This window comes from Paraburkholderia nemoris (genome assembly GCF_905221015.1).
Taxonomy (GTDB): Bacteria; Pseudomonadota; Gammaproteobacteria; order Burkholderiales; family Burkholderiaceae; genus Paraburkholderia; species Paraburkholderia nemoris.
In genome coordinates this window covers 269054-294289 of record NZ_CAJNBO010000008.1, presented here as the reverse complement: position 1 = coordinate 294289, position 25236 = coordinate 269054, and the positions used below count along the sequence as shown (strand labels likewise).

The 25236-nt window shown below is 60.7% G+C and carries 27 protein-coding genes; 14 read left to right on the top strand and 13 right to left on the bottom strand.

Annotation, left to right across the window (positions count from 1 at the left end; translation table 11 throughout):
- Positions 1-85 precede the first annotated feature (85 nt).
- Complete coding sequence (locus KHO33_RS15220; protein WP_200564956.1) at positions 86-979, bottom strand: LysR family transcriptional regulator; 894 nt, start codon at positions 977-979, stop codon at positions 86-88.
- A gap of 115 nt (positions 980-1094) precedes the next feature.
- Here KHO33_RS15220 and KHO33_RS15215 point away from each other — a divergent pair, with 115 nt between their 5' ends.
- Complete coding sequence (locus KHO33_RS15215; RefSeq protein ID WP_200564955.1) at positions 1095-1925, top strand: SDR family oxidoreductase; 831 nt, start codon at positions 1095-1097, stop codon at positions 1923-1925.
- Between the two features lie 52 nt (positions 1926-1977).
- Here KHO33_RS15215 and gcvA read toward each other — a convergent pair whose 3' ends face one another.
- Positions 1978-2886: a transcriptional regulator GcvA gene (gene gcvA / locus KHO33_RS15210; protein ID WP_200564954.1), complete on the bottom strand. Its 909-nt coding sequence runs from the start codon at positions 2884-2886 to the stop codon at positions 1978-1980.
- A gap of 99 nt (positions 2887-2985) precedes the next feature.
- On the opposite strand from gcvA, the gene KHO33_RS15205 reads away from it, so the two are divergent.
- Both KHO33_RS15205 and KHO33_RS15200 read left to right on the top strand, forming a co-directional pair.
- Entirely contained in the window at positions 2986-3828 is an 843-nt protein-coding gene (locus KHO33_RS15205) for a DMT family transporter (protein WP_054041389.1), read from the top strand.
- A 53-nt stretch (positions 3829-3881) separates the two neighbouring features.
- Entirely contained in the window at positions 3882-4643 is a 762-nt protein-coding gene (locus tag KHO33_RS15200; protein WP_054041387.1) for an SDR family oxidoreductase, read from the top strand.
- Between the two features lie 113 nt (positions 4644-4756).
- On the opposite strand, the gene KHO33_RS15195 is transcribed toward KHO33_RS15200, so the two are convergent.
- From KHO33_RS15195 to KHO33_RS15175, 5 genes are all read right to left on the bottom strand, one after another.
- Positions 4757-6184 (bottom strand): purine-cytosine permease family protein, encoded by a 1428-nt coding sequence (locus KHO33_RS15195; RefSeq protein ID WP_200564953.1) that lies wholly within the window; start codon positions 6182-6184, stop codon positions 4757-4759.
- 192 nt (positions 6185-6376) lie between these two features.
- Positions 6377-7558: an acetylornithine deacetylase gene (argE, locus tag KHO33_RS15190; protein ID WP_200564952.1), complete on the bottom strand. Its 1182-nt coding sequence runs from the start codon at positions 7556-7558 to the stop codon at positions 6377-6379.
- Positions 7551-8228 (bottom strand): DUF1028 domain-containing protein, encoded by a 678-nt coding sequence (locus KHO33_RS15185; protein ID WP_054041385.1) that lies wholly within the window; start codon positions 8226-8228, stop codon positions 7551-7553. The genes argE and KHO33_RS15185 overlap by 8 nt, the downstream gene beginning before the upstream one ends.
- 10 nt (positions 8229-8238) lie before the next feature.
- Positions 8239-8676: a RidA family protein gene (locus tag KHO33_RS15180; RefSeq protein ID WP_054041383.1), complete on the bottom strand. Its 438-nt coding sequence runs from the start codon at positions 8674-8676 to the stop codon at positions 8239-8241.
- Positions 8677-8729: 53 nt separating this feature from the next.
- On the bottom strand, positions 8730-10088 hold the full coding sequence (locus KHO33_RS15175; protein ID WP_200564951.1) for a flavin-containing monooxygenase: 1359 nt from the start codon (positions 10086-10088) through the stop codon (positions 8730-8732).
- Positions 10089-10360: 272 nt separating this feature from the next.
- On the opposite strand from KHO33_RS15175, the gene KHO33_RS15170 reads away from it, so the two are divergent.
- The 6 genes from KHO33_RS15170 to KHO33_RS15145 all read left to right on the top strand — a co-directional run bounded on the left by KHO33_RS15170 (position 10361) and on the right by KHO33_RS15145 (position 17055).
- Positions 10361-11287, top strand: a complete 927-nt coding sequence (locus KHO33_RS15170; protein WP_200564950.1) for a LysR family transcriptional regulator — start codon at positions 10361-10363, stop codon at positions 11285-11287.
- Positions 11288-11469: 182 nt separating this feature from the next.
- The gene (locus KHO33_RS15165) at positions 11470-12636 is read left to right on the top strand and encodes an SRPBCC family protein (RefSeq protein ID WP_054041381.1); all 1167 of its coding nucleotides are present in this window, start codon (positions 11470-11472) and stop codon (positions 12634-12636) included.
- Positions 12637-12668: 32 nt separating this feature from the next.
- Entirely contained in the window at positions 12669-13850 is a 1182-nt protein-coding gene (locus tag KHO33_RS15160) for an ABC transporter ATP-binding protein (RefSeq protein ID WP_200564949.1), read from the top strand.
- A gap of 1 nt (position 13851) precedes the next feature.
- Positions 13852-14898: an ABC transporter substrate-binding protein gene (locus KHO33_RS15155; RefSeq protein WP_093646128.1), complete on the top strand. Its 1047-nt coding sequence runs from the start codon at positions 13852-13854 to the stop codon at positions 14896-14898.
- A gap of 37 nt (positions 14899-14935) precedes the next feature.
- Entirely contained in the window at positions 14936-16189 is a 1254-nt protein-coding gene (locus KHO33_RS15150; RefSeq protein WP_200564990.1) for an ABC transporter permease, read from the top strand.
- 38 nt (positions 16190-16227) lie between these two features.
- A complete protein-coding gene (locus KHO33_RS15145; RefSeq protein ID WP_093646123.1) occupies positions 16228-17055 on the top strand; it encodes an ABC transporter permease in 828 nt (275 codons plus the stop codon).
- Between the two features lie 136 nt (positions 17056-17191).
- On the opposite strand, the gene KHO33_RS15140 is transcribed toward KHO33_RS15145, so the two are convergent.
- Positions 17192-17500, bottom strand: a complete 309-nt coding sequence (locus KHO33_RS15140) for a hypothetical protein (RefSeq protein ID WP_200564948.1) — start codon at positions 17498-17500, stop codon at positions 17192-17194.
- Positions 17501-17978: 478 nt separating this feature from the next.
- On the opposite strand from KHO33_RS15140, the gene KHO33_RS15135 reads away from it, so the two are divergent.
- The 3 genes from KHO33_RS15135 to KHO33_RS15125 all read left to right on the top strand — a co-directional run bounded on the left by KHO33_RS15135 (position 17979) and on the right by KHO33_RS15125 (position 20192).
- Entirely contained in the window at positions 17979-18920 is a 942-nt protein-coding gene (locus KHO33_RS15135) for a substrate-binding domain-containing protein (RefSeq protein ID WP_200564947.1), read from the top strand.
- A 348-nt stretch (positions 18921-19268) separates the two neighbouring features.
- Positions 19269-19634: an FCD domain-containing protein gene (locus tag KHO33_RS15130; protein WP_234480544.1), complete on the top strand. Its 366-nt coding sequence runs from the start codon at positions 19269-19271 to the stop codon at positions 19632-19634.
- A gap of 15 nt (positions 19635-19649) precedes the next feature.
- Positions 19650-20192 carry a DinB family protein gene (locus KHO33_RS15125; RefSeq protein WP_200564946.1) on the top strand — a complete coding sequence of 181 codons (543 nt, stop codon included), beginning with the start codon at positions 19650-19652 and terminating at the stop codon, positions 20190-20192.
- A 65-nt stretch (positions 20193-20257) separates the two neighbouring features.
- Here KHO33_RS15125 and KHO33_RS15120 read toward each other — a convergent pair whose 3' ends face one another.
- Positions 20258-20659, bottom strand: a complete 402-nt coding sequence (locus KHO33_RS15120; protein WP_054041371.1) for a hypothetical protein — start codon at positions 20657-20659, stop codon at positions 20258-20260.
- A gap of 427 nt (positions 20660-21086) precedes the next feature.
- On the opposite strand from KHO33_RS15120, the gene KHO33_RS15115 reads away from it, so the two are divergent.
- Positions 21087-21869, top strand: coding sequence for an alpha/beta hydrolase (locus KHO33_RS15115; protein ID WP_054041367.1), 783 nt, complete (start codon positions 21087-21089; stop codon positions 21867-21869).
- Between the two features lie 150 nt (positions 21870-22019).
- Here the strand turns inward: KHO33_RS15115 and KHO33_RS15110 are convergent, their stop codons facing one another.
- The 3 genes from KHO33_RS15110 to KHO33_RS15100 form a co-directional block, all read right to left on the bottom strand.
- Positions 22020-22454: an NUDIX domain-containing protein gene (locus KHO33_RS15110; protein ID WP_234480543.1), complete on the bottom strand. Its 435-nt coding sequence runs from the start codon at positions 22452-22454 to the stop codon at positions 22020-22022.
- Between the two features lie 73 nt (positions 22455-22527).
- The gene (locus KHO33_RS15105) at positions 22528-22677 is read right to left on the bottom strand and encodes a hypothetical protein (protein WP_172737835.1); all 150 of its coding nucleotides are present in this window, start codon (positions 22675-22677) and stop codon (positions 22528-22530) included.
- Between the two features lie 103 nt (positions 22678-22780).
- Positions 22781-23653: an AraC family transcriptional regulator gene (locus KHO33_RS15100; protein WP_200564945.1), complete on the bottom strand. Its 873-nt coding sequence runs from the start codon at positions 23651-23653 to the stop codon at positions 22781-22783.
- A gap of 207 nt (positions 23654-23860) precedes the next feature.
- On the opposite strand from KHO33_RS15100, the gene KHO33_RS15095 reads away from it, so the two are divergent.
- Complete coding sequence (locus KHO33_RS15095; protein WP_200564944.1) at positions 23861-24319, top strand: cupin domain-containing protein; 459 nt, start codon at positions 23861-23863, stop codon at positions 24317-24319.
- Between the two features lie 57 nt (positions 24320-24376).
- Here the strand turns inward: KHO33_RS15095 and KHO33_RS15090 are convergent, their stop codons facing one another.
- On the bottom strand, positions 24377-25210 hold the full coding sequence (locus KHO33_RS15090; protein ID WP_200564943.1) for an oxidoreductase: 834 nt from the start codon (positions 25208-25210) through the stop codon (positions 24377-24379).
- Positions 25211-25236: the final 26 nt, after the last annotated feature.

Here is a 25236-nt window from a genome sequence, read left to right as displayed (position 1 = left end):
CTGCGCCGCCGTCTCCAGCGGCGGCGCAGACGGCATGCGACCTGGGCGGTCGGCTAGGCTCCTCGACAACGGACATCCACATGCGCTAGTGATTGACCTCTCTCAGCACGTCTATGAACGCCCGCAAACCAGCAGGCACGTGGCGATGCCCGGGATAGTACAGGCAGAGCCCCGGGATGAACGGGCACCAGTCTTCCAGCACGGTAACCAGCCGGCCGTCGTCCAGCCAGTCGCGGGCCGTGGACTCCGGTACATACGCGAGGCCCAAACCATCGGACGCGGCCTCGACCATCAGACCGCTATGGTCCAGCGTAAGCACGCCTGGAACATCGATCGCCACCTCCTGCGCGTGTTTGCGAAACTCCCAGCGGTAGCGTTTGCCGCTCGGCAGACGTTGGCGAATGCAGTCGTGGCTACGAAGGTCGTCGGGCGTGATGAGTGGTGTTCGACCTGCGAGATACGAAGGTGCTGCAACGACAACGAAGCGAAGATCATCGCTGATGCGCACCGCCACCATATCGCGCGGAATCGACTCGCCAAGCCGTACGCCGGCATCGAAACCTTGCTCGACGATATCCACGAGCCGTCCCTCTGCAACCAGATCGAGCGCCATGCCGGGAAAGCGCTTCAGAAAACGCGGCACCACCGTTTTCAATAACAGTCGCGCTGCACCCTCATTGGCGTTGATCCTGAGCGTGCCGCTCGGATTGCCGCGCGCATCGGCGACGGCATCCAGCGCCTCGTCGAGATCGCGGAGCACGGGTGCAAGTCGAGCGAGCAATGCTTCGCCGGCTTCTGTCGGCGACACGCTGCGCGTCGTGCGGTTGAGCAGGCGTACGCCCAGTTCACGCTCCAGGGCGAGCATGGCGTGACTTAGCGAGGAGCGCGAAACGCCGAGTGCATCGGCAGCACGGCGGAAACTCCGATGCGTTGCGACAGCGGAAAACGCGGTGAGATCGGCGAGTGTCGGCTTGGTCATTGGTGGCGAATTTTCACGGGGTCATACGTACTATAGAGACTTCTCTGACCAATGACGGGTGCCTAGACTGGTGATCAGGCAATGCCATTCCATCCACTCTATGGAGAGACACACCATGATGAAGACCTGGTTTATCACCGGCACGTCGTCAGGCCTCGGACGGCTACTCGCCGAGCGCCTGCTGCAACGCGGCGATCGGGTCGTCGCGACGCTGCGGCACGAGGGGGCGCTCGATGAGCTGAAACAACAGTACGACGACCGGTTGCATGTGCTGACGCTCGATGTTACCGACACCCGCGAGGTGCACGCGAATATCTCCGCCGCATTCGAAGCGATGGGCCGCATCGATGTGGTCGTGAACAACGCGGGCTACGGGTTATTCGGCGCGGCCGAGGAAGTGACTGATGAACAGATTGAGCGGCAGATCGCCACCAATCTCACAGGATCGATTCAGGTCATCCGTGCGGCGCTGCCTCACCTGCGCCGCCAGGGCGGCGGCCGGATCGTTCAGGTCTCATCCGAAGGTGGACAGATCGCTTACCCGAATTTCAGCCTCTATCACGCTACGAAATGGGGCATCGAAGGTTTCGTCGAGTCAGTGGCAAAGGAGGTGGGGCCATTCGGTATCGACTTCGTGATCGTGGAGCCGGGGCCGACGAGCACGCAGTTCGGTGCCGGTCTCGATCACGCGGTGCCGATGCCCGAGTACGACGATACCCCGGCGGGCGACGTCAGGCGGGCAATCGCATCCAACAGCTTTGCAATTCGGGGCGATGCCGGCAAGACGGTCACCGCAATGATCGTCGCGGCGGACTCGGCACATCCGCCGTTACGCCTGACGCTTGGCGGCGGTGCCTACGATTCGATCAGGGCTGCATTGGCTGAGCGTCTAAGGGTGCTCGAAGCGCAGAAGGACATCGCGTTTTCAGTCGACTCGATAAGCTAAGCGTCGGAGCGCTTCAATCGCTCCACTCCGATAGCGCTCACTGAGTTCACATCTAAGGGGCCGTCTCCGTTCGTGAACGCATCCCCTCGCGCTCGAGCCATGAGCGGAACAGCACGATCACGTCATCTGCAGACCTCCCATCCGGAACGTAAGTGCAATAGCTCCGCGACGGTAGACGAGGGCCAGCGAACGGCGCGACAAGCCGGCCGGTAGCAAGGTCGTCTGAGACAAGCGCAGTCGGTCCCATCGCGATGCCTATGCCATCGATGGCAGCCTGCAACGTCAGGTAGAAGTGATCGAAGGTGAGGGTGGCAGCCGGGCGGAGTGCGGAAATCTGTGCCCTTGCCAGCCAGTCCGGCCAGAGTCGCGGCAGACTCGACGTGTGCAGCAACGTATGCTCACGTAGGTCGTCTGGCGTCCGAAGCGGCAGTCGTTGCAAGAGTGCCGGACTGCAGACCGGGAGTCTCTCCTCGGACAGGAAAAGCTGCATCGAGTAGCCATAAAACGTGTCCGGACCACCCCGGACAACGACGTCATAGATCTCTTCCAGGCTCTCCAGCGACTCGTTCGACGTCTCCACCTTGACGTCCACGTCGGGATGCTCGGCGCGGAATTGCGCCAGTCTCGGCACCAGCCAGCGCAACGTGAAGGTCGCGGGCGCGTTCACGGACAGTGTTCGCGAGACCGCTTCGAGCAAACCATATCGGGCGGTTGCCTGCGAGAGCTGCTCGAACAAAGGACCGACTTCCGCCAGGTACGCCTCGGCCGCCGGGGTCAGCACCACGCGCCGGTTGTGCCGTTCGAATAAGGCTGCGCCGAGCCACTCCTCGAGCAGCCGCACCTGCTGACTCACCGCACCGTGAGTGACGTGCAGTTCCGCAGCGGCTTCCTTGAAGCTGCCGAGTCGGCCTGCGGCCTCGAAGGCACGCAATGCATTGAGTGGAGGCAACGTCCGTTTCATTCGAAATAGTTTATCTAACGCGAATGGACAATTTATCTGGTTTGATGGCCCGCCACAAGATAGATATTCTTCTAAATACCGTCTCTTTCCGGAATTCGAATGCTCAGTTATACCGGCGGCTTCGTTCTTCTCGCCGCTCTGCTTCACGCGAGCTGGAACGCGATGCTGCACGGCAACGACGACCGGTTCCTGTCCATGACATGGATGAGCATCGCCATCGCGGCAGCCTCTACGGTCGTGATTCTGTTCACGCCGTTACCGTCCGATGCGGCCTGGCCATACATCGTCGCATCGGGACTCGTGCATGTCGTCTACAACGTGACGCTCGTACGGGCGTATCGCAGCAACGATCTGGCGCAGGCGTATCCGATTGCGCGCGGCTCCTCGCCCCTGCTCGTCACGCTCGGCGCGGCGCTCTTTGCGCATGAGGCGATCGGTCCGTTGCATGTGCTCGGGATCGTGATGATATCGGGTGGCATCGTCGCAATCGCACTGGAGAGGGGACGCGTGTCGCGTGCAGGTTTGCTGGCCGCGCTGACGACCGGCGTGACGATCGCCATCTATACCGTGATCGACGGCATCGGCGTGCGTTTATCCGGTGGCGAGGCACTCGCCTACACCGCGTGGATGTTCCTGTTCTATTGGCTGATGCCGGTTCTGTTCGTCGTAACGCGTGGGAGTGTGGCGCTATGGGCACCGGTAAAGACGGCGCCAATGGCAATTGGCTCATCGCTCTTCGGCGGCCTCGTGTCGATCGCGGCGTACGGCATCGTGATATGGGCGTTGCAGTCGGGCGCGATGGGTGCGGTATCGGCCTTGCGCGAGACCAGCGTGGTGTTCGCGGTGCTGATCGGGCGTGGGTTTCTGCGGGAAACGGTGAGTGGAAAACGCTGGCTCGCGTGCGTGATCGTCGCGGGTGGGGCGGTTTGTTTGGGGCTTTGACATTGCGCGTTTGCGCTCTTTTGTATCGGCACCACCACGCGGAGGATCACTAAATGAATGCTGTTTCGCAGGCCCCGTTGATTCTGATAACGGGTGGAGGTCGCGGCGTAGGCGCGGCGACTGCGCGGCTTGCCGCCGCACAAGGTTACGATGTAGCGATCAGTTTCGTCTCCAACGAGTCTGCCGCCCTTGCGGTGGCGGCTGATGTGGAAGCTCTCGGGTGCCGGGCCTTAGCCGTGCGCGCAGACAGCGCAGATCCAGAGCAGGTCGCTGAGCTATTCGCCGCGATCGACCGGAAGTTTGCCCGGATCGACGTGCTGGTGAACAACGCCGCGATCATTGCGCAGCAGTCCCGGCTGGAGGATCTTGAATTTGAGCGGATGCAGCGTATCTTCGCGGTCAACTCGATAGGCCCTATCCTCTGTGCGCAGCAGGCGGTGAAGCGGATGTCGTATCGCCACAACGGGCGGGGCGGCGCCGTGATCAACATCTCATCGGCATCGGCCCGGCTTGGCAGTCCGAACGAATATGTTGACTACGCGGCGTCGAAGGGTGCGCTTGAGACATTCACTATCGGCTTCGCCAAAGAAGTCGCGCGGGATGGGATACGCGTCAACTGCATTCGCCCTGGGCACATTTACACTGAGATGCATGCTAGCGGCGGCGAGCCGGGACGGGTGGATCGCGTTAAAGACTCGATCCCCATGGGAAGAGGCGGTCAACCTGAAGAGGTTGCACGGGCGATCCTATGGCTAGCAGGCGCCGAGGCTTCCTTCATCACCGGCACGTTCCTCGATGTTACTGGCGGCAAGTGAGCAGCAGGGTACGGCTATGGCAGATCAGCGACGGCCCGCTGACTCGATCCCGCGAAGCATGAGATCGATTCCGGCGAGAAAATCGGCATGATCGTCGTGAATGCGCAATATGCTCATGACTGTCTCGCGGGACCCTGTGTGACACAGGCGCCGGACTGTCTGCGCCGATAGTCGGTGTCCCGCGACGCGAGCCAGTAATACAGCGGCGATGTCAGAAGCAACCCGATCACCCACGAGAGATCCGCGCCGTCGAGATACTTCGGCACGGGACCCGTATACATCGGCGTGCTCATGAACGGAATCTGCACGACGATGCCGATCCCATAGGCAATCAGTGCCTGCGGATTGAAGCGGCCGTAGATGCCGCCGTCCACCTGGAAGATCGACTGGATGTCGTATTTCCCCTTGTGGATCACATAGAAGTCGATCAGGTTGATCGCGGTCCACGGCACTAGCACGACCAGCAGCGCGAGCACGAGATCGACCAGATTGCCGACGAAATTCGTCGAAGCGCCGATCGCTCCGTAGCAGGAGGCGAGGAGAATCGCAGCCGACAATACGGCACGCGCCTTCGCCGTGGGAATCCAGCGATAGGCGAATGTCTGCAGCGACGTGATGGCCGCGAGCACCGCGCCGTAGAGATTCAGTGCGTTATGGCTGATCACGCTCAGCAGGAAGAGGACGAGCATCGGCAGCCCGAGCGGTCCGGTGGCCTGCTTGACGGCGTCCATCGCGTCGGCGCCGGGCGGCACCGCGAGCACGGCTACCGCGCCGAAGACAAACGCGAGCGTCGAGCCGATCGTGCAGCCGAGATAGGTCGCCCAGAACGTCGATGCGACGCGCACGTTTTGCGGCAGATAGCGCGAATAGTCGGACACGTACGGGGCGAACGCAATTTGCCAGAGCGCCGACAGCGAAACGGTCGCGAGCCAGCCGGCGAAGTTGAATCCACCGCGCGTCAGGAAATCGCCTGTAGAGATATGCGTGAGGATATAGCCGAACCCGATGAAAATCCCGATTCCGAGCACCCAGGTGCCGATGCGATTCAAAATATGAATGAGCCGGTAACCGATGACCCCGATCAGCCCCGATCCCACCGCGCCGATCACGATGCCGACAGGAACCGGAATGCCATGTTCGATGCCATGCAGAGACTTCCCTGCAAGCACGATATTGGACGCGAAGAAGCCCACGTACATCACCCCTGCGATCACGGTGACGAGCAGCGCGCCCCATGAACCGAACTGCGCACGGCTTTGAATCATCTGCGGGATGCCCATCTGCGGGCCCTGCGCCGAGTGCAACGCCATCAGCACGCCGCCGACGGCCTGGCCGACGATGATCGCTACGATGCCCCACAGCAAGTTCAGGTGGAATATCTGCACGCCGAGTGCGCCAGTAACGATGGGCAATGGCGCGATGTTGCCGCCGAACCATAGCGTGAACAGGTCGCGCACCTTGCCATGGCGATCTTCTGGCGGCACGTAGCCGATGGTGTGTTTTTCGATCAACGGCGAAGCGTCGCGTTCGGAAGTATTCAAGTTTGTCTCCAGTGTCGACAGGAGTTAGCGCGTTACTCTGGTCCCATGCAAAGCGCTTACTCCTGTCGCATGCTCTGCGCCTTGCGTAATCAGGCGTGTTCGGTCCACCGAATCGCCATGCCTGGCATTCGAAAGTATTTGAGTTACGTGGTCTTGCAGATCATCTAACTTTGGCGCGAGACAGTGGCCTCGCTATTTGACGCATACGTCTTGCGACGCGGCCGAAATGTAATCTCCCAACCGAGCCAGCATCGCATCGCACTGGTGCAATTGCTCGACCGTGACGAATTCGTCTGGCTTATGCCCCTGGTCCATGCTGCCGGGTCCGCAGACCACCGTCGGAATGCCCGCCTGATCGAACAACCCGCCTTCGGTGCCGAATGCGACCGTACCGAACTTAGTGGAACCGCTGAGCAACGCCAAAAGACGCGCCGCTTCGCTGTCAGGCGAGGTGGCCAATCCCGGATAAGCGGAGAGCGGCTGAAGGCGGATGTCGGTATCTGACTGCACTGCGCGCATCTTCGGCAGCAGTTCAGCCTCAGCGTAGGTCAGCAACTCATCCGCTACCTGGTTTGCGTCGAAGCCAGGCAACGCGCGCACTTCAAAGTCGAATTCGCATTCGGCCGGCACGATGTTGAGCGCACGGCCGCCTTTGATCACACCCGTCTGCACGGTCGAGAAGGGCGGATCGAATCGCTCGTCGTGATGCTCGGGCTGCGCCAACTGTTCGCCAATCTCTTCCAGACGGCCGATCATCCGCGCCGCGTATTGAATGGCGTTGACGCCATACGGCGCATAGGCGGAATGGCAAGGCGCGCCTTTCACCTGACAGCGCATCGCCAATTTGCCCTTGTGGCCCAGCACCGGCTTAAGCTCGGTCGGCTCGCCGATCAGGCACAGGGCCGGCTTGTGCGCACGCCGCTCCAGTTCCGCCAGCATCGGCCGCACGCCGAGGCAGCCGACTTCTTCGTCGTACGAAAAAGCGAGGTGCACCGGCTGCTTCAGCTCGCGCTCGAGAAACCCGGGCACCGCCGCCAGCACCGAAGCGATGAAACCCTTCATGTCGGCCGTGCCGCGGCCATACAGCCGCCCGTTGCGTTCGGTGAGACGGAATGGATCGACGGTCCACGCCTGGCCATCGACAGGCACCACGTCGGTGTGGCCGGACAGCACGATGCCGCCGTGCTCACGCGGACCGATGGTCGCGAACAAATTCGCCTTGGTGCGCTCGGCGTTGTAGAACAGCTCGCTTTCGACACCGAGTTCTTCCAGGTAAGCCCGAATGAATTCGATCATGTCCAGATTGGAGTCTCGGCTGACCGTGGCGAAGCCGATCAGCCGTTCGAGCAGCGCCCGGCTGGATCTGTCATTCATTGCCGGGCACTCCGTAGCTGGGCGCGGCGGTCGGATTCAAGGCCCGGGTCAAGTAGTCCTGCATCTGCGGCCGATACGCCTGCCATAGACCGTCGAGATGGCCGATGGGGTCGTCATCGATCCAATCGACTCGCAAATCGACGATCGGCCAACTCACGTCGCCCACGATCTTGAGCGCCGCCGAATGCACGGGCCCCGCTTCGCCGCCGGCAGCCATCGCGGCATGCATGGCCGCGAGCAGGCGATCGGCCAGCGTGCCGGATGCCTGCTCGAACGCCGGAAGCATCGCCTCGACTACTTCGATGCCGGCGAGCATGTTGCCTGCGGCTACGCACTGCTTGCCGGCGACAGCGTGATACGTGCCGAGCGCTTCCTTGCCGCTGAAGAACGCCGTTCGCCCCTGGCCATCGATCACCGTCACCTGGCGGTATTCGCTCCACTCGCTCGCGCCGAGCACACGGTCCAACGTGGCGGCGGGATCGAGTTGCCCGTTCTCCAGAAGATCGAGAATCTGCGGGCCGAGCGCGGGCAGCGTGACGTTCTGCGTCGCCACGGCGCCCACGCCTGCGCGCAACCATGGACATCGAGCGCCCACCGCGATGCTGGACGAACTGATCGCGATGCCAAGCTGCCCGGATTCTGGACAACGTCCGACGATTGAGAATGTCATGTCCCGCTCCTTAGGCCGTCGGCGGCGTCCATCCATCCGGAATGACCGCGATAACGTCGATTTCCATCAACCACTGCGGCTGACCCAGCGCGACCACCACCAGGCCGGTCGAAATAGGAAACACGCCCTTTAACCACTTGCCGACTTCCTGATAGACCGGCTCGCGGTAGCGGATGTCAGTCAGGAACGTTGTGGTTTTGACGATGTGAGACAGGTCGCTGCCGGCTTCTTCGAGCAACTGCTTGACGTTCTTCATCGCCTGCTCGGCCTGGGCACGCGGGTCGCCGATGCCGATCAGGCGGCCTTCGAAGTCCGTGCCCACCTGACCACGCACATAGACCGTGTTGCCGGCGCGCACGGCCTGACAAAGATCGTTGTCGAGCGTCTGGTTCGGATACGTATCCTTCGTGTTGAACATGCGGATACGGGTATGCGTAGGTTGGCTCATCAATGCACCTTAATGTAGGAAGAAATGGATCGCGGATTAAAGAGGCGTATGCATCAATTCACTCCCATCTCGCTGACTTTGTGGATGGGTGAACCGGCGGAGGTGTTGTCAACGCTTTCAACCCTTTCCTCGCCGCGGCTCGGTGTCTGGCCTTGCGAGTCATCGTAGTAAGCCAGGTATTTACGCTGCGTGACGATGTGATCGGCAATGTGCTTCGCGTCGTGCCACACGCCCCAGATGAATGCGGACCCTCGGCGCGATAGCCAGGGCAGGCCGATGAAATAGATGCCACGCTCCTTCGATACGCCGCGCTGATGTTTCGGCTTACCCTTTTCATCGAAGGCGTTGACGTTCAACCAGCTGAAATCGACTGCGTATCCGGTCGCCCAGACAATCGATGTCACGCCGGCTTTCGCCAGATCGAGATCGTGCAACGGGTGCGTCACGCATTCCGGATCCGCGGGAATGACGCGGGCTTCAGGCTCTTCGGGAAGATCGAGACCGTTACGCTCGGCGTACGCGTCGGCCGCGTCCAGCAGCGACAGATAGTTTTCGTCGCCGCGCGCGATGTTCTCCGCGAGATCGGCTTCGAATGTCACCACGCCGTCATCGAACGATTTCGTGAGACCCACGAGCGTGATGCCCTGATTCGCGAGACGGCGGAAGTCCACCGTGTGGCCGCCACGCGAACCGCTCACCGCAATGGTGACATGCTCCCGGCCGGGCTTCATGACCTCTGCATCCCATTCTCCGAGCACGCCGAGCCACCAGCAGAAGTCGCGACCGCGATAGGCGCGCGGCGGACGATCGTGCGCGCCGACCGAGAGATAGACGCGCTTGCCCGCACGTTGCAACTCGTCCGCGATTTGCACGCCTGACGACCCGGCCCCCACCACCAATACGCCCCCTTCGGGCAATTGGCCGGGATTGCGATAGTCGGCGGAATGAATCTGCGTGAGACTCGAATCTTGCGGTGCGATTGGCGGAATGACAGGGCGCTGGAAGGGCCCCGTCGCGACCACCACGCGATTGGCCTCGATCGTGCCCTCCGATGTTTCGATGGTGAAGCCCTGGCGCCCCGCATTGCGCACAACCTTTTTCACTTCCACACCGGTGCGGATCGGCGCTTCAAACTTCTCCGCATAAGCGACGAAATAGTCCGCGACCTGTTCCTTCGACGCGAAGGCGTTGGGGTCAAAGTCGGCGAACTCGAGATTGGGGAAGCGATCGTGCCACGCGGGACCATTGGCAACCAGCGAATCCCAGCGCCCCGTGCGCCAGCGCTCGGCGATACGAGCGCGTTCGAGCACGAGATGCGGCACGCCAAGCTTACTCAAATGTTCGCTCATGGCGACGCCGGCCTGGCCGGCGCCGACGACGAGCGTGTCGATTGACGTTGTTTCCACTGTCATAGCTGTGTCCTTCTGAAAACGCGGAATGTTTCGATTCGATCGCGGTGTCACGGCGTAGCAGCCTTCGAGGGCTCGCGATCGTGGCGGACCCGGTAGTGTTTTCCGACAGCGCGTCGCCACCTGGTCCGTTCGTCTTTCGTGAAAATCTACGCGCCCATTCAGAATCTGAAAAATATATTTAAAAAATGCATAGCATCGGATTTACCTATGCAAGCCTTTTTGATCGCTTCACAATGCCGCCCATTGGGGACTTTGAACACGGAGCGTTGCAGATGGAGAGTCAACCGTTGCGCTACTCGTTGCGCCAGTTGCGCTATTTCGTGGTCACCGCGGAAGCGCTGTCTTTCACTGCCGCCGCGAAGCGTCTGCACATTTCGCAGCCGTCGATCTCGACGGCGCTCGCGGACCTCGAAGTGTCGTTCGGTGTGCAACTCTTCATACGGCATCACGCGAGCGGTCTCTCGCTCACGCAAGCCGGTCGCGATTTGCTCGGGCAAGCGCGCAATCTGCTGAAGATTGCAGAGGAATTGCAGACGACCGCGAAGGAAATGGACGGCGGCATGACGGGCGTCATCACGCTCGGTTGCCTCGTCTCGCTTGCGCCGCCGCTCATGCCGCGGCTGATCAGCCGATTCACGGACGAGCATGCGGGTATCTCGTTTCGCACTGTCGAGGCGCATCAGGATGGCCTCTTGCGTGGCCTGCACGACGGCTCGCTCGACATTGCGCTCACCTATAGCCTCGATTTGACAGAGGAAATCGCCTTCACGCCGCTGCTCTCGCTGCCGCCTTACGCAATCCTGCCGAGGACGCATCGTTTGGCACGCGCACGCAAGGTATCGCTCGCGGATCTCTTGCCCGAGCCTTATGTGATGCTCGACCTGCCGCACAGCCGCGAGTATTTCGCAGCACTCTTCGATGCGGTGGGCAGCCGCCCAGTGCCCGCGTTCCGCTCGTCGCAGCCGGAAGTCGTGCGCGGCATGGTGGCCAACGGCCTCGGCTATAGCCTCCTGAACTTTCCGCTCAAATCGACTCGCACCGTGGATGGCGAAGAGTTCGTCATTAAGCGTTTCAAAGACAACGTCAACGCAACGATGCTCGGCATCGCGCAATCGCGCACAATGAAGCCGCGCCAGGTCGTGCATCGCTTCACGTCGTTCTGCGAGACCTATATACGGCGCCTGCATATCGACGCATGATCAGGAAGGCGCGATTGTCTGCTTTAAGCCGGCGCGCGCTGCATAGGCAAAAGCTTTGCTTTGTATCTAAAAACAATATTTTGGCTTGCAATTTGGCTTGATAGATTGGTGTCCATGTTGAGCGCTACGCCGCAAAGCCTTGCGTTGCCGCGCTTCCACCGTGAAGAATCAAGGGGGACACCATGGCCAACCCGGCAAGGACGATCGCAGTGCAAGCGCTGGTCGACGAACTGCAGACGGGTTGCGAACGGGCATTCGGCGACGCGCATGCGATGCCGCCCGGTGTCTATACGTCGCCCGAATTCCTCACACTGGAAGAGCGCGCCATCTTCGAGCGCGAATGGCAATGCGTCGGCCGCGCCAGTGCACTCAAAGTGCCCGGCGATTACATGACGGCGCGACTTGGCGCGCAACCGATCGTCGTATTGCGCGACGAGCAGATGCAGCTCAAGGCGATGTCGAACGTGTGCCTGCATCGCATGTCGGTGCTGCTCGAAGGACGTGGCAACGTGCGCCGCATCGTCTGCCCCTATCACGCCTGGAACTATTCGCTGGATGGCGCCCTGCAAGGCGCGCCGCTCATGGATCGGCAAGAGGGTTTCTGCAAGGAAAGCTACAAGCTGCCCGCCGTGCGCTGCGAAGAATGGCAAGGCTGGATCTACGTGACACTCGACGAAAACGCGCCGCCCGTTCACGCGCAGCTCGCCAAACTGAGCGAGCTCATCGGTGCATACGGCATGTCGGACTACATCGAAACTTTCTATGAAGAGCACGTGTGGGACACGAACTGGAAGATCCTCGCGGAAAACTTCATGGAAAGCTACCACCTGCCCATGCTGCATCGCGCGACGGTAGGGCCGCATTCGCGGCTCGATGAAATGGAATGCCCGCCGGGTTATCCAGCTTTCAACTATCACTGGATTACGAAGGAAGCGTCCTTGCCCATCGGCAACGCGCATCCGGACAATACACGCCTCACGGGACATTGGCGCAAGACCACAGCGCTGCTCGCGATCTACCCGACGCATCTCGTCACGCTCACGCCGGGTTACTTCTGGTATCTCGTGCTGCAGCCTCATGGCGTGGATCGTGTGCATATCCGCTTCGGCGGCGGCCTTGCGCCGGAGTTCGTCGCGGATAGCGAGGCGAACGCCCACATGACGACGTTGAAGAAACTGCTCGACGACGTGAATGCGGAAGACAAGCGTGGCGTGGAAGCTGTCTTTCGCGGCGTGCATGCACCGCTCGCGAAGCCCGGTCACTTAAGCCATCTCGAACGGCCCAACTATGATTTCGCACGCTATGTCGCTAGCAAAATCGCCGCGATGCAGCTCGAGAAAACGCATTGATCAAGAAGCACCATCGACAGGACGCGATCACGATGTCAAACCCTTCCTTCATTTCGTTCTCGGGCGTAAGCAAGTCGTATGACGGTGCGCAATACGTCGTCGATGACTTGAACCTCGACGTGAGCAAGGGAGAATTCCTGTCGCTGCTGGGGCCGTCCGGTTCCGGCAAGACGACGACGCTCATGATGCTTGCGGGATTCGAATCGCCCACGCGTGGCGAGATACGCCTCGATGGGCGGAGGCTCGACGACAAGCCTCCGCATCAGCGCGACATCGGCATGGTGTTTCAGAACTACGCGCTCTTTCCGCATCTGACGATTGCAGAGAATGTCGCGTTTCCGCTCTCCGTGCGGCGTGTAAGCCGTGCCGAGCAGAAGACGCGCGTGAAGCGCGCGCTCGAGATGATCGAACTGCCGCATCTGGCGAACCGGCGTCCCGCGCAGCTCTCCGGCGGACAGCAGCAGCGCGTGGCGCTCGCGCGCGCGCTCGTGTTCGAGCCGAGCGTCGTGCTGATGGACGAGCCGCTCGGCGCGCTCGACAAACGCCTGCGCGAAACCATGCAATACGAAATCATGCGCCTGCATCGCGAGCTGTCGCTCACGATCGTCTACGTGACGCACGATCAGGCCGAAGCGTTGACCATGTCGGACCGCGTCGCCGTGTTCTCCGATGGCCGTATTCAGCAAGCCGCCACGCCCAGCGAACTCTACGAGAACGCGCAGAACGCCTTCGTCGCCAACTTCGTCGGCGAAAATAACGGGCTGACCGGGCGCGTCGTCACCACGAACGAGGAGTGGGCCACGCTCGCGCTCTCGGACGGCAGCGTGATTCGTGGCCGCTGCGAACCCGGTCTGCGCGCGGGCGACGAAGCGATGCTCGCGCTGCGCCCCGAACGCGCGCATATCCCGAGCGCCGAAGGCGCGCCAGTCGACGAACACAGCAACGTGGTGCGCGCACGAGTCGAGGAACTGGTGTATTGCGGCGATCATCATCGCGTGCACCTCGCGCTCGGTTCGCGCGATTCCTTCGTCGTGAAAGTGCCCAATACGCAGCGCCATGCGCTGCCTTCGCCCGGCAGCGCGATCGAGATCGCATGGCGCCACGACGACTGCAAGATTCTCGCGATGAGCGTGCCACGCAGCGCGCCCGTGATCCCCGCATCCACACCGCTCTCACCTTCCATCATCACGACCGCACCAGCAGGAGCCAACTGACATGCGCACTCTCATCAAAGCACAAAGCGCCGCACTCGCCGTACTCGCGTTCGCCACCGTAACCGTCCAGGCAGCGGAGACGCTCTCCGTCGTGACCTTCGGCGGCGCGTACGAAGCGGCGGCCAAGAAAGCCTATTTCGAACCGTTCACGCAAGCCACCGGCATTGGCTTCTCGACCGAATCGTATGACGGTGGCCTCGCGAAGCTCTCCGCGATGGAGCAGGCGAAGAACACCACGTGGGACCTGATCGACCTCGAAACGAACGATGCGATCACCGCCTGCGACGAAGGCCTGCTGCAGAAGTTCGACAAGAAGACGCTCGGCAAGACGAGTGACTTCATCCCTGGCACGATCAGCGATTGCGCGGTTGCGAGCATGGTCTGGTCCACGGTCTACGCATATGACACGAGCAAGCTGAAGACCGCGCCGACCACCGTCAACGACTTTTTCGATCTGCAGAAATTCCCCGGTAAGCGCGGCCTGCGCAAGTCGCCGAAGGTAACCATGGAATGGGCGTTGATTGCGGACGGCGTTGATCCGAAAGATGTCTACAAGGTGCTCGCTACGCCCGCCGGCGTGGATCGCGCGTTCAAGAAGCTCGACACGATCAAGCAGAACATCGTGTGGTGGGAGTCGGGTGCCCAGGCGCCGCAGTTGCTCGCAGACGGCGCGGTTGTGATGACGCAGGCCTATAACGGCCGCATCTCCGACGCCGCGAAGAAAGACAACAAGCCGTTCAAAACCGTCTGGGACGCGCAGGTTTACGACTTCGACTGGTGGGCCGTTCCGACGGGCGCGAAGCACGCCGACGCCGCCGCGAAATTCATCGTCTCCGCTTCGCAGCCGAAGGCGTATGCGGATCTGTCGAAGTACATCGCCTATGCGCCGCCGCGCAAGGATGCAATCGCGCTGGTCGACAAGCAACGCCTCGCCGATCTGCCGACTGCCCCCGAAAACTTCAAGCGCGCCTTGCAGATCAACGCGAACTTCTGGGCCGACAACGCGGACCAGATCAATAAGCGCTTCCAGGTGTGGCTGACGCAGTAACACGATCATCCGACGAGAGCCCAACGTGACTACCCACATGCCCGCTTCGGCCCGAGCCACGGCCCCGGGCTCTCCGACGAGAGCCGACGGCCGTGCGTCGTTTCAAAAGGCGCGCCGTCGTGCGTCGGTGCAGGCGCTTTTGCTTGCGCTGCCGCTGATCGTGTTTCTGCTTTCGACGTTCATCGCGCCGATCGCGCTCCTGCTCGCGCGCAGCGTGCAGAACCACGAAGTGCCCGATAGCATGCCCGCGCTCACGCGCGCGCTCGATGCATGGGACGGGCACGGCGTGCCGGACGAACGCATGTTCGCGCTGCTCGCTGCGGGGCTAAAGGAGGCGCAGCAAAGCGGACAGCTCGGCACGGTCGCGCGGCGGCTTAACTTCGATCAGGCCGAGTTCCGTAGCCTGTTGATGCACACCGCGCGCCAGTTGCCAGCTGATGCACCGCCCGCGTGGAAACCGGCGCTCGTCGAACTCGACGAACGCTGGAATTCGCCGGAAATCTGGCGCTTGCTGAAGCGCGCCGCCACGTCGCCGACGCCGGACTTTCTGCTCGCGGCCGTCGATGCGCAAGTGACGCCGCAAGGCTCAGTCGCGTTCGTGCCAGACAACGCTTCCATCTATCGGCAAGCGTTCGTGCGCACGATTTCAATCAGCGCCACCGTCACGCTGCTGTGCCTCGTGTTCGGCTATCCGGTCGCATGGCTGCTCGCGAATCTGCCCGCGAAAAGCAGCAACCGCCTGATGCTCTTTGTGATCGTACCGTTCTGGACCTCGGTGCTCGTGCGCACAACCGCGTGGTACGTTTTGCTGCAACCGGGTGGCGTTATCAATAGCCTGCTGATGGGGCTCGGTCTCACCACCCATCCACTGCCGCTCATCTTCAACCGTGCGGGCGTGCTAATCGGCATGACACATGTGCTTCTGCCTTACATGATTCTCGCGATCTACTCGGTGATGAAGAGCGTATCGCCCGTGTACGTGCGGGCCGCGCAATCGCTTGGCGCGCACCCGTTCACCGCGTTCGTGCGGATCTACGTGCCGCAGACGCTGCCGGGCGTGGGGGCGGGGTGCTTTCTCGTGTTCGTGCTCGCACTCGGCTACTACATTACGCCCGCGCTGCTCGGCGGAGCAGGCGACGAAATGATCAGTCAGCTCATCGCGATCCAGACCAACACGCAACTCAAGTGGGGCCTCGCCGGTGCGCTCTCAGCCTATCTCGTGATCTTCACGGCGATCTTCTATTTCCTGTTCAACCGCATTGTCGGCATCGACCGTTTGCGCTTCGGTTGAGACCCGGTTGACACACGCGAATACGACGAGGGAACGATATGCCAGATAAACGCAACACGGTGCTGACGGAACGTGTCGCCGCGCGCTGGGTGCGGCTGCATACAGCGCTTGTACTGTTCTTCCTGATTGCGCCGATTCTCGCGATCATCCCGCTCTCTTTCAATTCGGGCTCGTATTTCTCTTACCCGTTGCAGGGCTTTTCGCTGCGCTGGTATGAGCAGGCGCTCACGAGCGCGGCTTGGCAACGATCGCTCCTGAACAGCATCGGCATCGGCGCGGCGTCGACGCTGATCGCCACATGTCTGGGCACGCTCGCCGCGCTGGGCATTTCGCGCGCGCAGTTTCCGCTGCGCTCGCTGATCATGCCGATCATCATCTCGCCGATGATCGTGCCGATTGTCGTCGTCGCCGCGGGCTTCTATCTGATCTTCGCACCGCTCGGCCTCGTGAACTCGTATCCTGGCGTGGTGCTGGCGCATGCGGCGCTCGGCACGCCATTCGTCGTGATCACCGTGACGGCGTCACTGCTTTCCTTCGATCAGAGTCTGTTGCGCGCCGCTTCCGGGCTCGGCGCGACGCCGTGGGTCACATTCAGGCGCGTGACCTTACCGCTCATTACGCCGGCGGTTGCGACCGGCAGCGTCTTCGCTTTCGCGACCTCGTTCGATGAAGTCATCGTCATTCTGTTTATCGGCGGCCCGGATCAAACAACTGTGCCGCGGCAGATGTGGAGCGGAATTCGCGACTCGATCGACCCGTCGATCCTCGCCGTGGCGACGATGCTGATCGTATTCGCCGTGCTGCTCTTTGCGAGTATTAACTGGCTGCGCGGTCGCGCAGCCGCCGCTAGCAACGCTCTTATCTGACGCATCGAGGCTACCCAGGGCCATTCCCGACCGCTGCCAGGATGAGGGCAGGGAGAGGGCGGGGAGAATAACAAAAGACCGCTGCCCTTACGGACAGCGGTCTTTCTTATGATGGGTGGCGAACGAGGGACTCGAACTATTGGCCGGCGGGCGACGTTACGCTCGGAGTCGCCAGCGTGTTGTGACTCCCGGGAAGGTTGGTGAGAGACGTCGAGCTATTGCTCGTGCCATTCGGCATGCCTGAGTTCGGCGACGCGGTGCTCATGCCGCTGTCCGAATTGGTGGCGCCAGGCGTGCCGTAGCCGCTCGTTGCATTGGCTGGCGACACGGCGGCCGGCGACACTACACTCGGGGTTGCCAGCGTGTTGTTGGCCTGTGCATAAGCGCCACCCGACAGCGTGAGTGCGGCGACGGCCGCGATTAACGTACTGGTTGTCTTCTTCATGACCGGTTCCTCCTTGTTTTGACTGGAATGTCGACGCAAACGACTCATTCATATTTTTCCGTAGCGTCGTTGCACGCCTGGCTCGTGGCGATCAAATAAACTCACGCGACCTTTCACGGTAATAACATGACGCAAACCACAGATCGCCGCCTAGGGCCATAGCAGGTAAAACAAAGTTTAGGAAAGCGGTCGCTGATAATTAAGCGCATTGTTCGCAAGGATGTATTTCGGTTTTTGGGGTTACCCCTAATCCGCTAAGGGAATGACCGCGGGCCTTTCAGGTCGCCGAGGCAAGCTGGAGGTGGAAGAATTGATATCCGAAATGCATTGACACGTCCTTCGGGTGCAATTAATTTCCCAATGCTTGGGACAAGTCATCCGGGTTATTCCGCGATGACACGGGCTAAATCAGTTGCGGCCCTTTTGAGCCGCGTTGCGTACACAGCAGAACCCATATTCGGTACGACGGCAATACTCAATGCGCAGAACGCTTTCATTTCTTATAGTGGTTACTGTATTGGCGGGGGTAGTGCAGGCGGCGTCTGCCACCCAGATCGGTGTGGTGCTCGCCGGCTCGGGCCTGGATTTCTGGGGGCCGATGAGCAGGGGTATGCATCGTGCCGCTGACGATCTTCATGTCGAACTGCTAATGCGCAGCCCTTCCGACGGAATGTCACTCGGCGCAGAACCCAATATCCAGTTGAGAATGATCGACTACCTGGTGAAGAGCGGCGTAGCGGGTATCGTGTTGGCGCCCGAACCACTGCAAGACGTAGCGACGCCGATTCCGATCGCCGTTCCTACGGTATTCGTCGACCGGAGCAGCACGGACTACAACGCGATTTCCACAGTCAGCACTGACAATTTCGCAGCAGGTAGAACGGCGGCCCTGAGTCTGGTACCCGTTCTGCACAAGGGCGCCAGAATTGCAGTGCTAAGACTCGCGCCGAATATCAGTTCGACAACCGCGCGAGAAGAGGGGTTTTTGGCTGTCGCGCGTGAAATGGGGTGGCGTGTGGTCATCGCCCCTTACGTCGGGTATCAGTTTCGCGAGACGGAAGCACAGGTGCGCAAGTCACTGTCCGGTGACGTAGGGCGCCTCGACGCGGTCTTCGCTCCGAACGAGACGATAGCCTATGGGGCCTTGCACGTCGTCGAAGAGATGCCCGTGAGTACTCGTCCTCGTCTGGTTGTGTTCGATTGGCGCCCGGAATTTCTGCATGCGCTTGAGCACGGCGTGATACACGCGGACGTTGTGCAAGATTCTTACCGTATGGGTTATCGGTCGGTCGAGACGCTGGTCGCTGCCTTGCAGGGCCAGCCGCCTCGTCCCAAGATATTTGTCGACGTGGTGACGGTGACACGCGAAAACTTGAATGACCCGGCGATACGCGCCGTGTTAGCCAACTACAGGCGATAGCGGCGCGATTTTCGGTTGCCGATCGAATAGCAGAACAATTTTTCTCACATCACATAATATGAGTGCCGTTAGACGGCGCACGGGAGACGGGGATGCAAACAGTCACGCTGACGGAATGTGTCCTTACTGGTGTTATTGCGGACTGACCTATGGCTTCGTGATTTGCGCGATCGCGGCGACTGGCGTCGTCGTGTTCCTCGTCGCAATGGCATTTCATCTGGTCGGCTTTCACACGCACCAGCGGGGCGTGTCCGCAATAGAGGTCTGCGTTATCGTTATGACTGTGATATGGGTGCATGTGCGACTTAGCCTGCTACCCAGTCACGTTGCACTCGGCCGGCCACTGCATTGGAGCGCATTACGACGCTCGGCATCGCGCAACTCGACGACGTGATCGAAGCGATGCAGGTGAGCGTCGATGCCGGCGATCCGGTGGGTTACGTCGAAGCGTTAGACCGCTTCTACGCAATCGTGATGACGATCGCCGACAACCGCACGCTGCAGGACAGTCACGCAGGATTGATCGGACCTGTGCGCCGCCTGCGGCGCATTGCGATGGCGCGTGGCGGCCGTATGCAGGCGTCGTTCAGTCAAGCGGTAAAAATTCGCGATGCCATTGTGAATCGCTCGCCGAACGTGCAGGACCTGATGCGCGAACAACTGGCCGGCGCGTGTCGCGCTGCGCTGGACGTGCTGAACGACGCGAGCGAATAGTCAAGGAAACGAGTCATGCTCAATACGCAAACCACCCGCATTCTTTCCCGCTATAAAACCTGGGCCGACAACGTGCTATTCGATTGCATCGAAGCATTGCCGCCCGGTGAAGCTGGCAAAACGCGGCAGACCCTGTTCAAGTCGATGATCGGCACGCTGAATCACATTTACGTGGTCGATCTGATCTGGAAGGCGCACCTCGAACGCAAGGAGCACGGCTTCACGACACGCAACGTGATCGTGCATGCCGATCTGCGCGACCTGCGTCGCGCGCAACAGGAGATGAACGCGTGGTTCGAACGCTGGGCGGATGAACAGACTGACGCGTCGCTGGCTGAAGTGTTGTCGTTCGCGTTCATCTCCGGCGAGCGCTCGGCGATGTCGCGCGGCGCGATGTTCATGCATCTCGTGAATCACGCTTCGTATCATCGCGGGTGGGTTTGCGAAATGTTCTTCGATGTTCCCGCCAGGCCGCCCGCTACCGATCTGCCGGTTTTTCTTGCGACCCACCCGGAGTCCAGTTTCCCGCCGCCTTCGCACGAATCTCCCCTGCAATAATGCGCAACCAAACCGGGGAGCATCCTTCGGCGCGACCAGGAGGGTTCAGAAAGTCAGCGGACAAGTCATCCGAAAACCCGGGACCATGCCGCCCGAACGCGTCGCGCGCGGTCTTCAAAGAGATATGACGCAGCCAGCGCCAGGAGGCCTGAAATAACACCCGTCACGATGTGCTCGACATAGGGGATGCGGTAGTGACTCGCGTGCGCGTAGGCGTCGCCTAACATGGTCAGGAGTCCGACGATCAACGCATTGCCGTATCGATGCGAGTAGAGTTTCGCCGCAGGCGTGAAGGTCAAAATTACGGCAAGGAGTCCGGTGAGCAGACCTGTATGGAATGCAATCACCCAGTGGGAAAGGCTCATGATATTGCCCCAGCTTCCCGGCATGCAGGTCATGCATGCGCTGGTCGGCTGCCAGAAACGCTGGATGAACAGCTTGATGCGGAGCTTCCACTCGGTTGACATGATGTATTTCCGATCAATGTCTCTGTTACGGCCGACGCCGCCATAGGTACTGTCGGACCAGTTTTCGGGCTTTTCGGCCAGCTTGCCATCCTCGTCATCGATACATTAACTCTGCGCGCCGTCGAGGCCGCGCAATGACGTAGGCATGCCGGGATACTACACCGCGATTGGACGGCCGCCGCATCAGCCGTTCGTGCTTGTCCAGATGCAATGACTGCTTGCAGACGTTGGCTCATAAAAAACTTTGCAGCGAATGGAATGTTTGCTCCGAGGCTGTGTTTGCACCTTCGTACACCAGCATCCAGCGCCCGCTTCCAGTCGGAAGCATCGGCCGGATGATTGGCTGGGTATGGTTCGTCTATCGACTCGCCAGTGTGGCTGAGCGAGATCCGCGAATCTCATCCTTCACACATCTCGGAGAAGTCTCATGAAGTTGAATTCGTTTGTCCTCGCCGGTTTCGCCTGCGCCACGCTGCTGAGCGCAACGACGTCATTCGCGCAGGACAGCGCCGCCGCCCCGTCCGCACCGATCAGGAACGTCGTGCTGGTTCACGGGCTGTTCGCAGATGGTTCGAGCTGGCAGAAAGTGATTCCGCTGCTGCAGGCAAAGGGCCTGCACGTGACGGCGGTGCAGAATCCGACCACCTCGCTCGACGCGGACGTGGACGCGGTCAAGCGCGCACTTGCGCAACAGGATGGCCCGACGCTGCTAGTGGCGCACTCGTACGGTGGGATGGTGATCAGCCAGGCCGGCGATGATCCGAAGGTGGCCGGCCTCGTGTACATTGCCGCGCGTGCGCCGGATGCCGGCGAGGACTATCCGGCACTGACGAAGAAATTCCCGGCCGCGCCCGCATCGGCGGGGCTTCAGTGGTCGGCCGATGGCTACGGCAAGCTCTCCGAGCAGGCCTTTGTGAAAGACTTCGCCGGCGATCTGCCGACGGCTGAAGCAGAAACGTACTACGCGGTTCAGCAGCCCATTGGCAAGGCGATCACGATGGCGAAGACGACCGTCGCCGCGTGGCACGACAAGCCGACCTGGTATGCGGTGTCGACTGAAGATCGGACCATCAACACCGATCTGGAGCGCTTCATGGCGAACCGGATGCACGCGCATACGATCGAGCTTAAGTCGAGCCACGTGTCGCTGCTGTCGCATCCGACTGAAGTGGCAAATCTGATCCTCGAAGCAGCTGGCGAGCAGAAGTAGGGCGGCGCTTGCGTCGCCTCGCATTGGCGCATAGAGCGCGAGCGGTATGCGGTGTCGAGCTTGGCAAGGACATGAGTGCCAGCGTGTACGAGTCAAGCTCGGTGTGCACAGAGTTTTCGAGCTGAGATGTCCTGAAAGGCAACGTGCCAACTAACTGCTGAGATCTTTGCGGAGATACGCGGCGACCGCCCCTGTCAGCGCGATGCTGTGCAATTCCTCCGGCGATGCCAGATGCGTGGCGATAACCTCACGATTATCAAGCCGCATCTCGGGTAAGCAATCGAGGTGCAGTTCGAAGAAATGCACCCGGTCTCTTCGCCCGTCCCAAGTGCCATAGACGCTGCCCGCGGGGAGTAATGTGTACGACGGCAGACCAATTTCCTCCTCCATCTCGCGCTGCGCCGCTGCATCAGGCGTCTCACCGGACTGGACACTACCGCCCGGAAAATTCCACTCGGCCCGGTACGATGACTTCACGAGCAACAGCGCCTGCCCGACGTAGATTGCGACTAGCGCGCCCTCATGGCGAGGCCGCCGAAGGCGCCACCAGGCGCGAGCGAGCGGGAATCCGACGCGAAGCGCCATGCGCCAGACTGAGTCGAATACTCGGCGAATCTTGGGACCGGCTAGCGTTAGCATGAAGATTTTCTCGGAAACGTCAGCGCACACCACCTGCGGAAAGGTAGCCAGGGTCGTTGACAATCGACGTGTCGACGCCCTGCCACCTGAAGTAGTAGAAACCAATGACAATGCATATCGCGCAGACCGTCAATGCTGCGCCGATTACTGCTTTGGTCGGACGATCCATCAATCGAACTCCATAGTCAGGCAGTAACAGTGGATGTCGCATTGTCGCTCAGGTTCGGAGCAACGGTCCAGCGACCGCAAGGTCGCTGCCGCAGACCGGCCCGTCACACGAGGGGAATGTAGATATCGGTTTGCCACTGGTCCTGCGGCGTTTCCGGAAAGATGCTCAGGTAGTGAAAGAACAAGGGATGGTCCCGAAGTTCCTCTCCGCTTGCCGGAAGCCAGTCGCGATAGATCGGATAGATTGTCTCGCCGACGTGGTCGGTCGATCCCGTATGCCGAACCACGGCGCATCGACCACCCGGAATGACGAGTTCGCGGATGCCGTAGACGTTCGACGCGACCGGCTCGTCGATTTCTCCGCAGATATCGAAGCGAAATGCATCCGCCGGTGTCGTGTCCGGATTATTGCGCGGGATACCAAAACTTCTGCTCGACGCAACCGGAGATTGCCCACTTTGCTTACGCCAGTCGACGAACTTGCGCACGCTCTCGTTGACGAGCCCAGACGGTCCGCAGTGTTCAAGCGCGGCGACGCGGGTTTCTGAAAATTCGACAATTTGTACTTGCATGGTGAGTTTCCTTGAAAGATAGGGGACGACGAAAGTCGCACTCCAGATCTGCCAGTTCGGATGCTGCCGAAACGAACTCGGCGCCGTGCCGAACGCGCGCTTGAATGCGCGACTGAAGGCTTCGGGACTGTCGAAGCCCGCGTCGAACGCGGCGTCGAGCACCGAGCAGAACTCACGTGAGGCCAGGCGGTGGGCAGCCCGACGCAGGCGCATCAGTTGCACGTAGCGTGCGACCGGTACCCCCACATAGGCGGCAAACTGCCGATGAAAATGGAACTTCGAGAAGTTCGCAATGCGACTTAGCGCTTCCACTGACAGGTCGCCATCGAGGTTCGTTTCGATGTACGCGAGTACGGCATGGAAGCGCTTCGTGTAAGCATGAGTGGCGTCAACATGAGCTTGCATGGTCTGGATATCTGGATTGTGCGACTGACGTTATGGTCGCTCATGCTCGAAACATCGCGCCTAGCCGTTCTTGCTCAATCTCCGGACTACGGAAACTCGCGGAGATACGTGCCTGACACGGGTGATAGACTTTTCTACGCACCGCGGTGCGTAGCTAACCGAACAACGAAGCGAACAACGACATCACAATCTATTCGGAGCCATCGCATGATCAATGAACGACATACGGTCACCCGTGCCAGCCCCTTGTCCGCAGACGGGTTGTGGATTCCCGAAGGTCCGGGTAAGTGGTCACGGCCGCTGCGCTTCCTGAAAGATGGCCGCGGCTGGGTAGAGCTGATGCGTCTCGCGCCAGGTACCAAGCTTGGCCTGCACCGTCATACCGGCGAAGTGCACGCCTTCAACCTTGAAGGGCAGCGTCGCCTTTGTACTGGAGAAATTGTCGAACCCGGCGACTACGTGCATGAGTCTACCGGCAACGTCGACTGGTGGGAGGCGGTCGGTGATAAACCACTGGTCGTGATGGTGGTGGTGATGGGCACCGTCGAGTATCTTGGCCACAATGGCGAGGTCAAACTCCGCATCACAACCGCCGATCGCCTTGCCGACTATCAGCGCTACTGCAGCGAGGCAGGCATCGAGCCGCAGGATCTGCTCGAGCACTGAGCGCGGCGCCCCAGCGTGCAGATGCAGGCGCTCGTGTCCTCCCGGCGCCTGCGGTCCTCAGCCGTCAGTCGAGACCGTGACAGACTCCCAGTCACGGATCTCGTTTCCCAACGCGGACAGCTTGTCCCTCACGAGCCCGAGTGCATCGCTGCCGAGCAAAAGATGCGTGGGAGGGTGGTCCGCGGCGATTGCGGCGAGCATCGCGCGTGCCGCCTTTGGGGGATCCCCCAATTGCTTGCCGCTCTTCTCCTCACGCGCTTTGCGGATGGGCTCGAAGATCGGATCGTAGTCCGCGATCGAACGGGGCGTTCGCGTCATCGAGCGACCTGCCCAGTCAGTGCGGAACGAGCCTGGCGCGACGGCTGTTACGGCGATGCCGAATGGTTTGACCTCTTTGCCAAGCGCCTCGGAAATGCCTTCCAGCGCGAATTTGCTGCCGCAGTAGTAGGTGATTCCTGGCATGGTGATATGGCCGCCCATCGACGTGATATTCAGAATGTGACCACGTCGGCGTTCACGCATGAAGGGCAGCACGGCTTTCATCATGGCAACAGCGCCAAACACATTCACGTCGAACTGTCTGCGCATCTCTGACAAAGGCGATTCTTCCATGACGCCTTCGTGCCCGTAGCCGGCGTTGTTGACGAGAACGTCCACGTGGCCGACGCTCGCCTCGATTTCCCCCACGATGCCGTTTATGGCATCGAAGTCGGTCACGTCAAGTACACGTCCAAAAGCAGCCGTCGCGGACAAAGACTCGAAATCAAGTTTTGCCTGTGCACTTCGCACCGTACCGACGACTTGGTGTCCCGCCGCCAACGCCTCCTGTGCGAGCGCACGGCCGAAGCCGCTGCTGACGCCGGTGATGAGCAGAATTTTGCTGGATGCCATTGAAGCTTCTCCCAAATGGTGTCTGG

What these genes read in the sequence shown, in the direction of transcription:
- KHO33_RS15220 (WP_200564956.1), bottom strand. Translation starts at nt 979, where the DNA reads ATGACCAAGCCGACACTCGCCGATCTCACCGCGTTTTCCGCTGTCGCA.
- KHO33_RS15215 (WP_200564955.1), top strand. Translation starts at nt 1,095, where the DNA reads ATGATGAAGACCTGGTTTATCACCGGCACGTCGTCAGGCCTCGGACGG.
- gcvA (WP_200564954.1), bottom strand. Translation starts at nt 2,886, where the DNA reads ATGAAACGGACGTTGCCTCCACTCAATGCATTGCGTGCCTTCGAGGCC.
- KHO33_RS15205 (WP_054041389.1), top strand. Translation starts at nt 2,986, where the DNA reads ATGCTCAGTTATACCGGCGGCTTCGTTCTTCTCGCCGCTCTGCTTCAC.
- KHO33_RS15200 (WP_054041387.1), top strand. Translation starts at nt 3,882, where the DNA reads ATGAATGCTGTTTCGCAGGCCCCGTTGATTCTGATAACGGGTGGAGGT.
- argE (WP_200564952.1), bottom strand. Translation starts at nt 7,558, where the DNA reads ATGAATGACAGATCCAGCCGGGCGCTGCTCGAACGGCTGATCGGCTTC.
- KHO33_RS15185 (WP_054041385.1), bottom strand. Translation starts at nt 8,228, where the DNA reads ATGACATTCTCAATCGTCGGACGTTGTCCAGAATCCGGGCAGCTTGGC.
- KHO33_RS15180 (WP_054041383.1), bottom strand. Translation starts at nt 8,676, where the DNA reads ATGAGCCAACCTACGCATACCCGTATCCGCATGTTCAACACGAAGGAT.
- KHO33_RS15175 (WP_200564951.1), bottom strand. Translation starts at nt 10,088, where the DNA reads ATGACAGTGGAAACAACGTCAATCGACACGCTCGTCGTCGGCGCCGGC.
- KHO33_RS15170 (WP_200564950.1), top strand. Translation starts at nt 10,361, where the DNA reads ATGGAGAGTCAACCGTTGCGCTACTCGTTGCGCCAGTTGCGCTATTTC.
- KHO33_RS15165 (WP_054041381.1), top strand. Translation starts at nt 11,470, where the DNA reads ATGGCCAACCCGGCAAGGACGATCGCAGTGCAAGCGCTGGTCGACGAA.
- KHO33_RS15160 (WP_200564949.1), top strand. Translation starts at nt 12,669, where the DNA reads ATGTCAAACCCTTCCTTCATTTCGTTCTCGGGCGTAAGCAAGTCGTAT.
- KHO33_RS15155 (WP_093646128.1), top strand. Translation starts at nt 13,852, where the DNA reads ATGCGCACTCTCATCAAAGCACAAAGCGCCGCACTCGCCGTACTCGCG.
- KHO33_RS15150 (WP_200564990.1), top strand. Translation starts at nt 14,936, where the DNA reads ATGCCCGCTTCGGCCCGAGCCACGGCCCCGGGCTCTCCGACGAGAGCC.
- KHO33_RS15145 (WP_093646123.1), top strand. Translation starts at nt 16,228, where the DNA reads ATGCCAGATAAACGCAACACGGTGCTGACGGAACGTGTCGCCGCGCGC.
- KHO33_RS15140 (WP_200564948.1), bottom strand. Translation starts at nt 17,500, where the DNA reads ATGAAGAAGACAACCAGTACGTTAATCGCGGCCGTCGCCGCACTCACG.
- KHO33_RS15135 (WP_200564947.1), top strand. Translation starts at nt 17,979, where the DNA reads ATGCGCAGAACGCTTTCATTTCTTATAGTGGTTACTGTATTGGCGGGG.
- KHO33_RS15125 (WP_200564946.1), top strand. Translation starts at nt 19,650, where the DNA reads ATGCTCAATACGCAAACCACCCGCATTCTTTCCCGCTATAAAACCTGG.
- KHO33_RS15120 (WP_054041371.1), bottom strand. Translation starts at nt 20,659, where the DNA reads ATGTCAACCGAGTGGAAGCTCCGCATCAAGCTGTTCATCCAGCGTTTC.
- KHO33_RS15115 (WP_054041367.1), top strand. Translation starts at nt 21,087, where the DNA reads ATGAAGTTGAATTCGTTTGTCCTCGCCGGTTTCGCCTGCGCCACGCTG.
- KHO33_RS15110 (WP_234480543.1), bottom strand. Translation starts at nt 22,454, where the DNA reads ATGGCGCTTCGCGTCGGATTCCCGCTCGCTCGCGCCTGGTGGCGCCTT.
- KHO33_RS15105 (WP_172737835.1), bottom strand. Translation starts at nt 22,677, where the DNA reads ATGGATCGTCCGACCAAAGCAGTAATCGGCGCAGCATTGACGGTCTGC.
- KHO33_RS15100 (WP_200564945.1), bottom strand. Translation starts at nt 23,653, where the DNA reads ATGCAAGCTCATGTTGACGCCACTCATGCTTACACGAAGCGCTTCCAT.
- KHO33_RS15095 (WP_200564944.1), top strand. Translation starts at nt 23,861, where the DNA reads ATGATCAATGAACGACATACGGTCACCCGTGCCAGCCCCTTGTCCGCA.
- KHO33_RS15090 (WP_200564943.1), bottom strand. Translation starts at nt 25,210, where the DNA reads ATGGCATCCAGCAAAATTCTGCTCATCACCGGCGTCAGCAGCGGCTTC.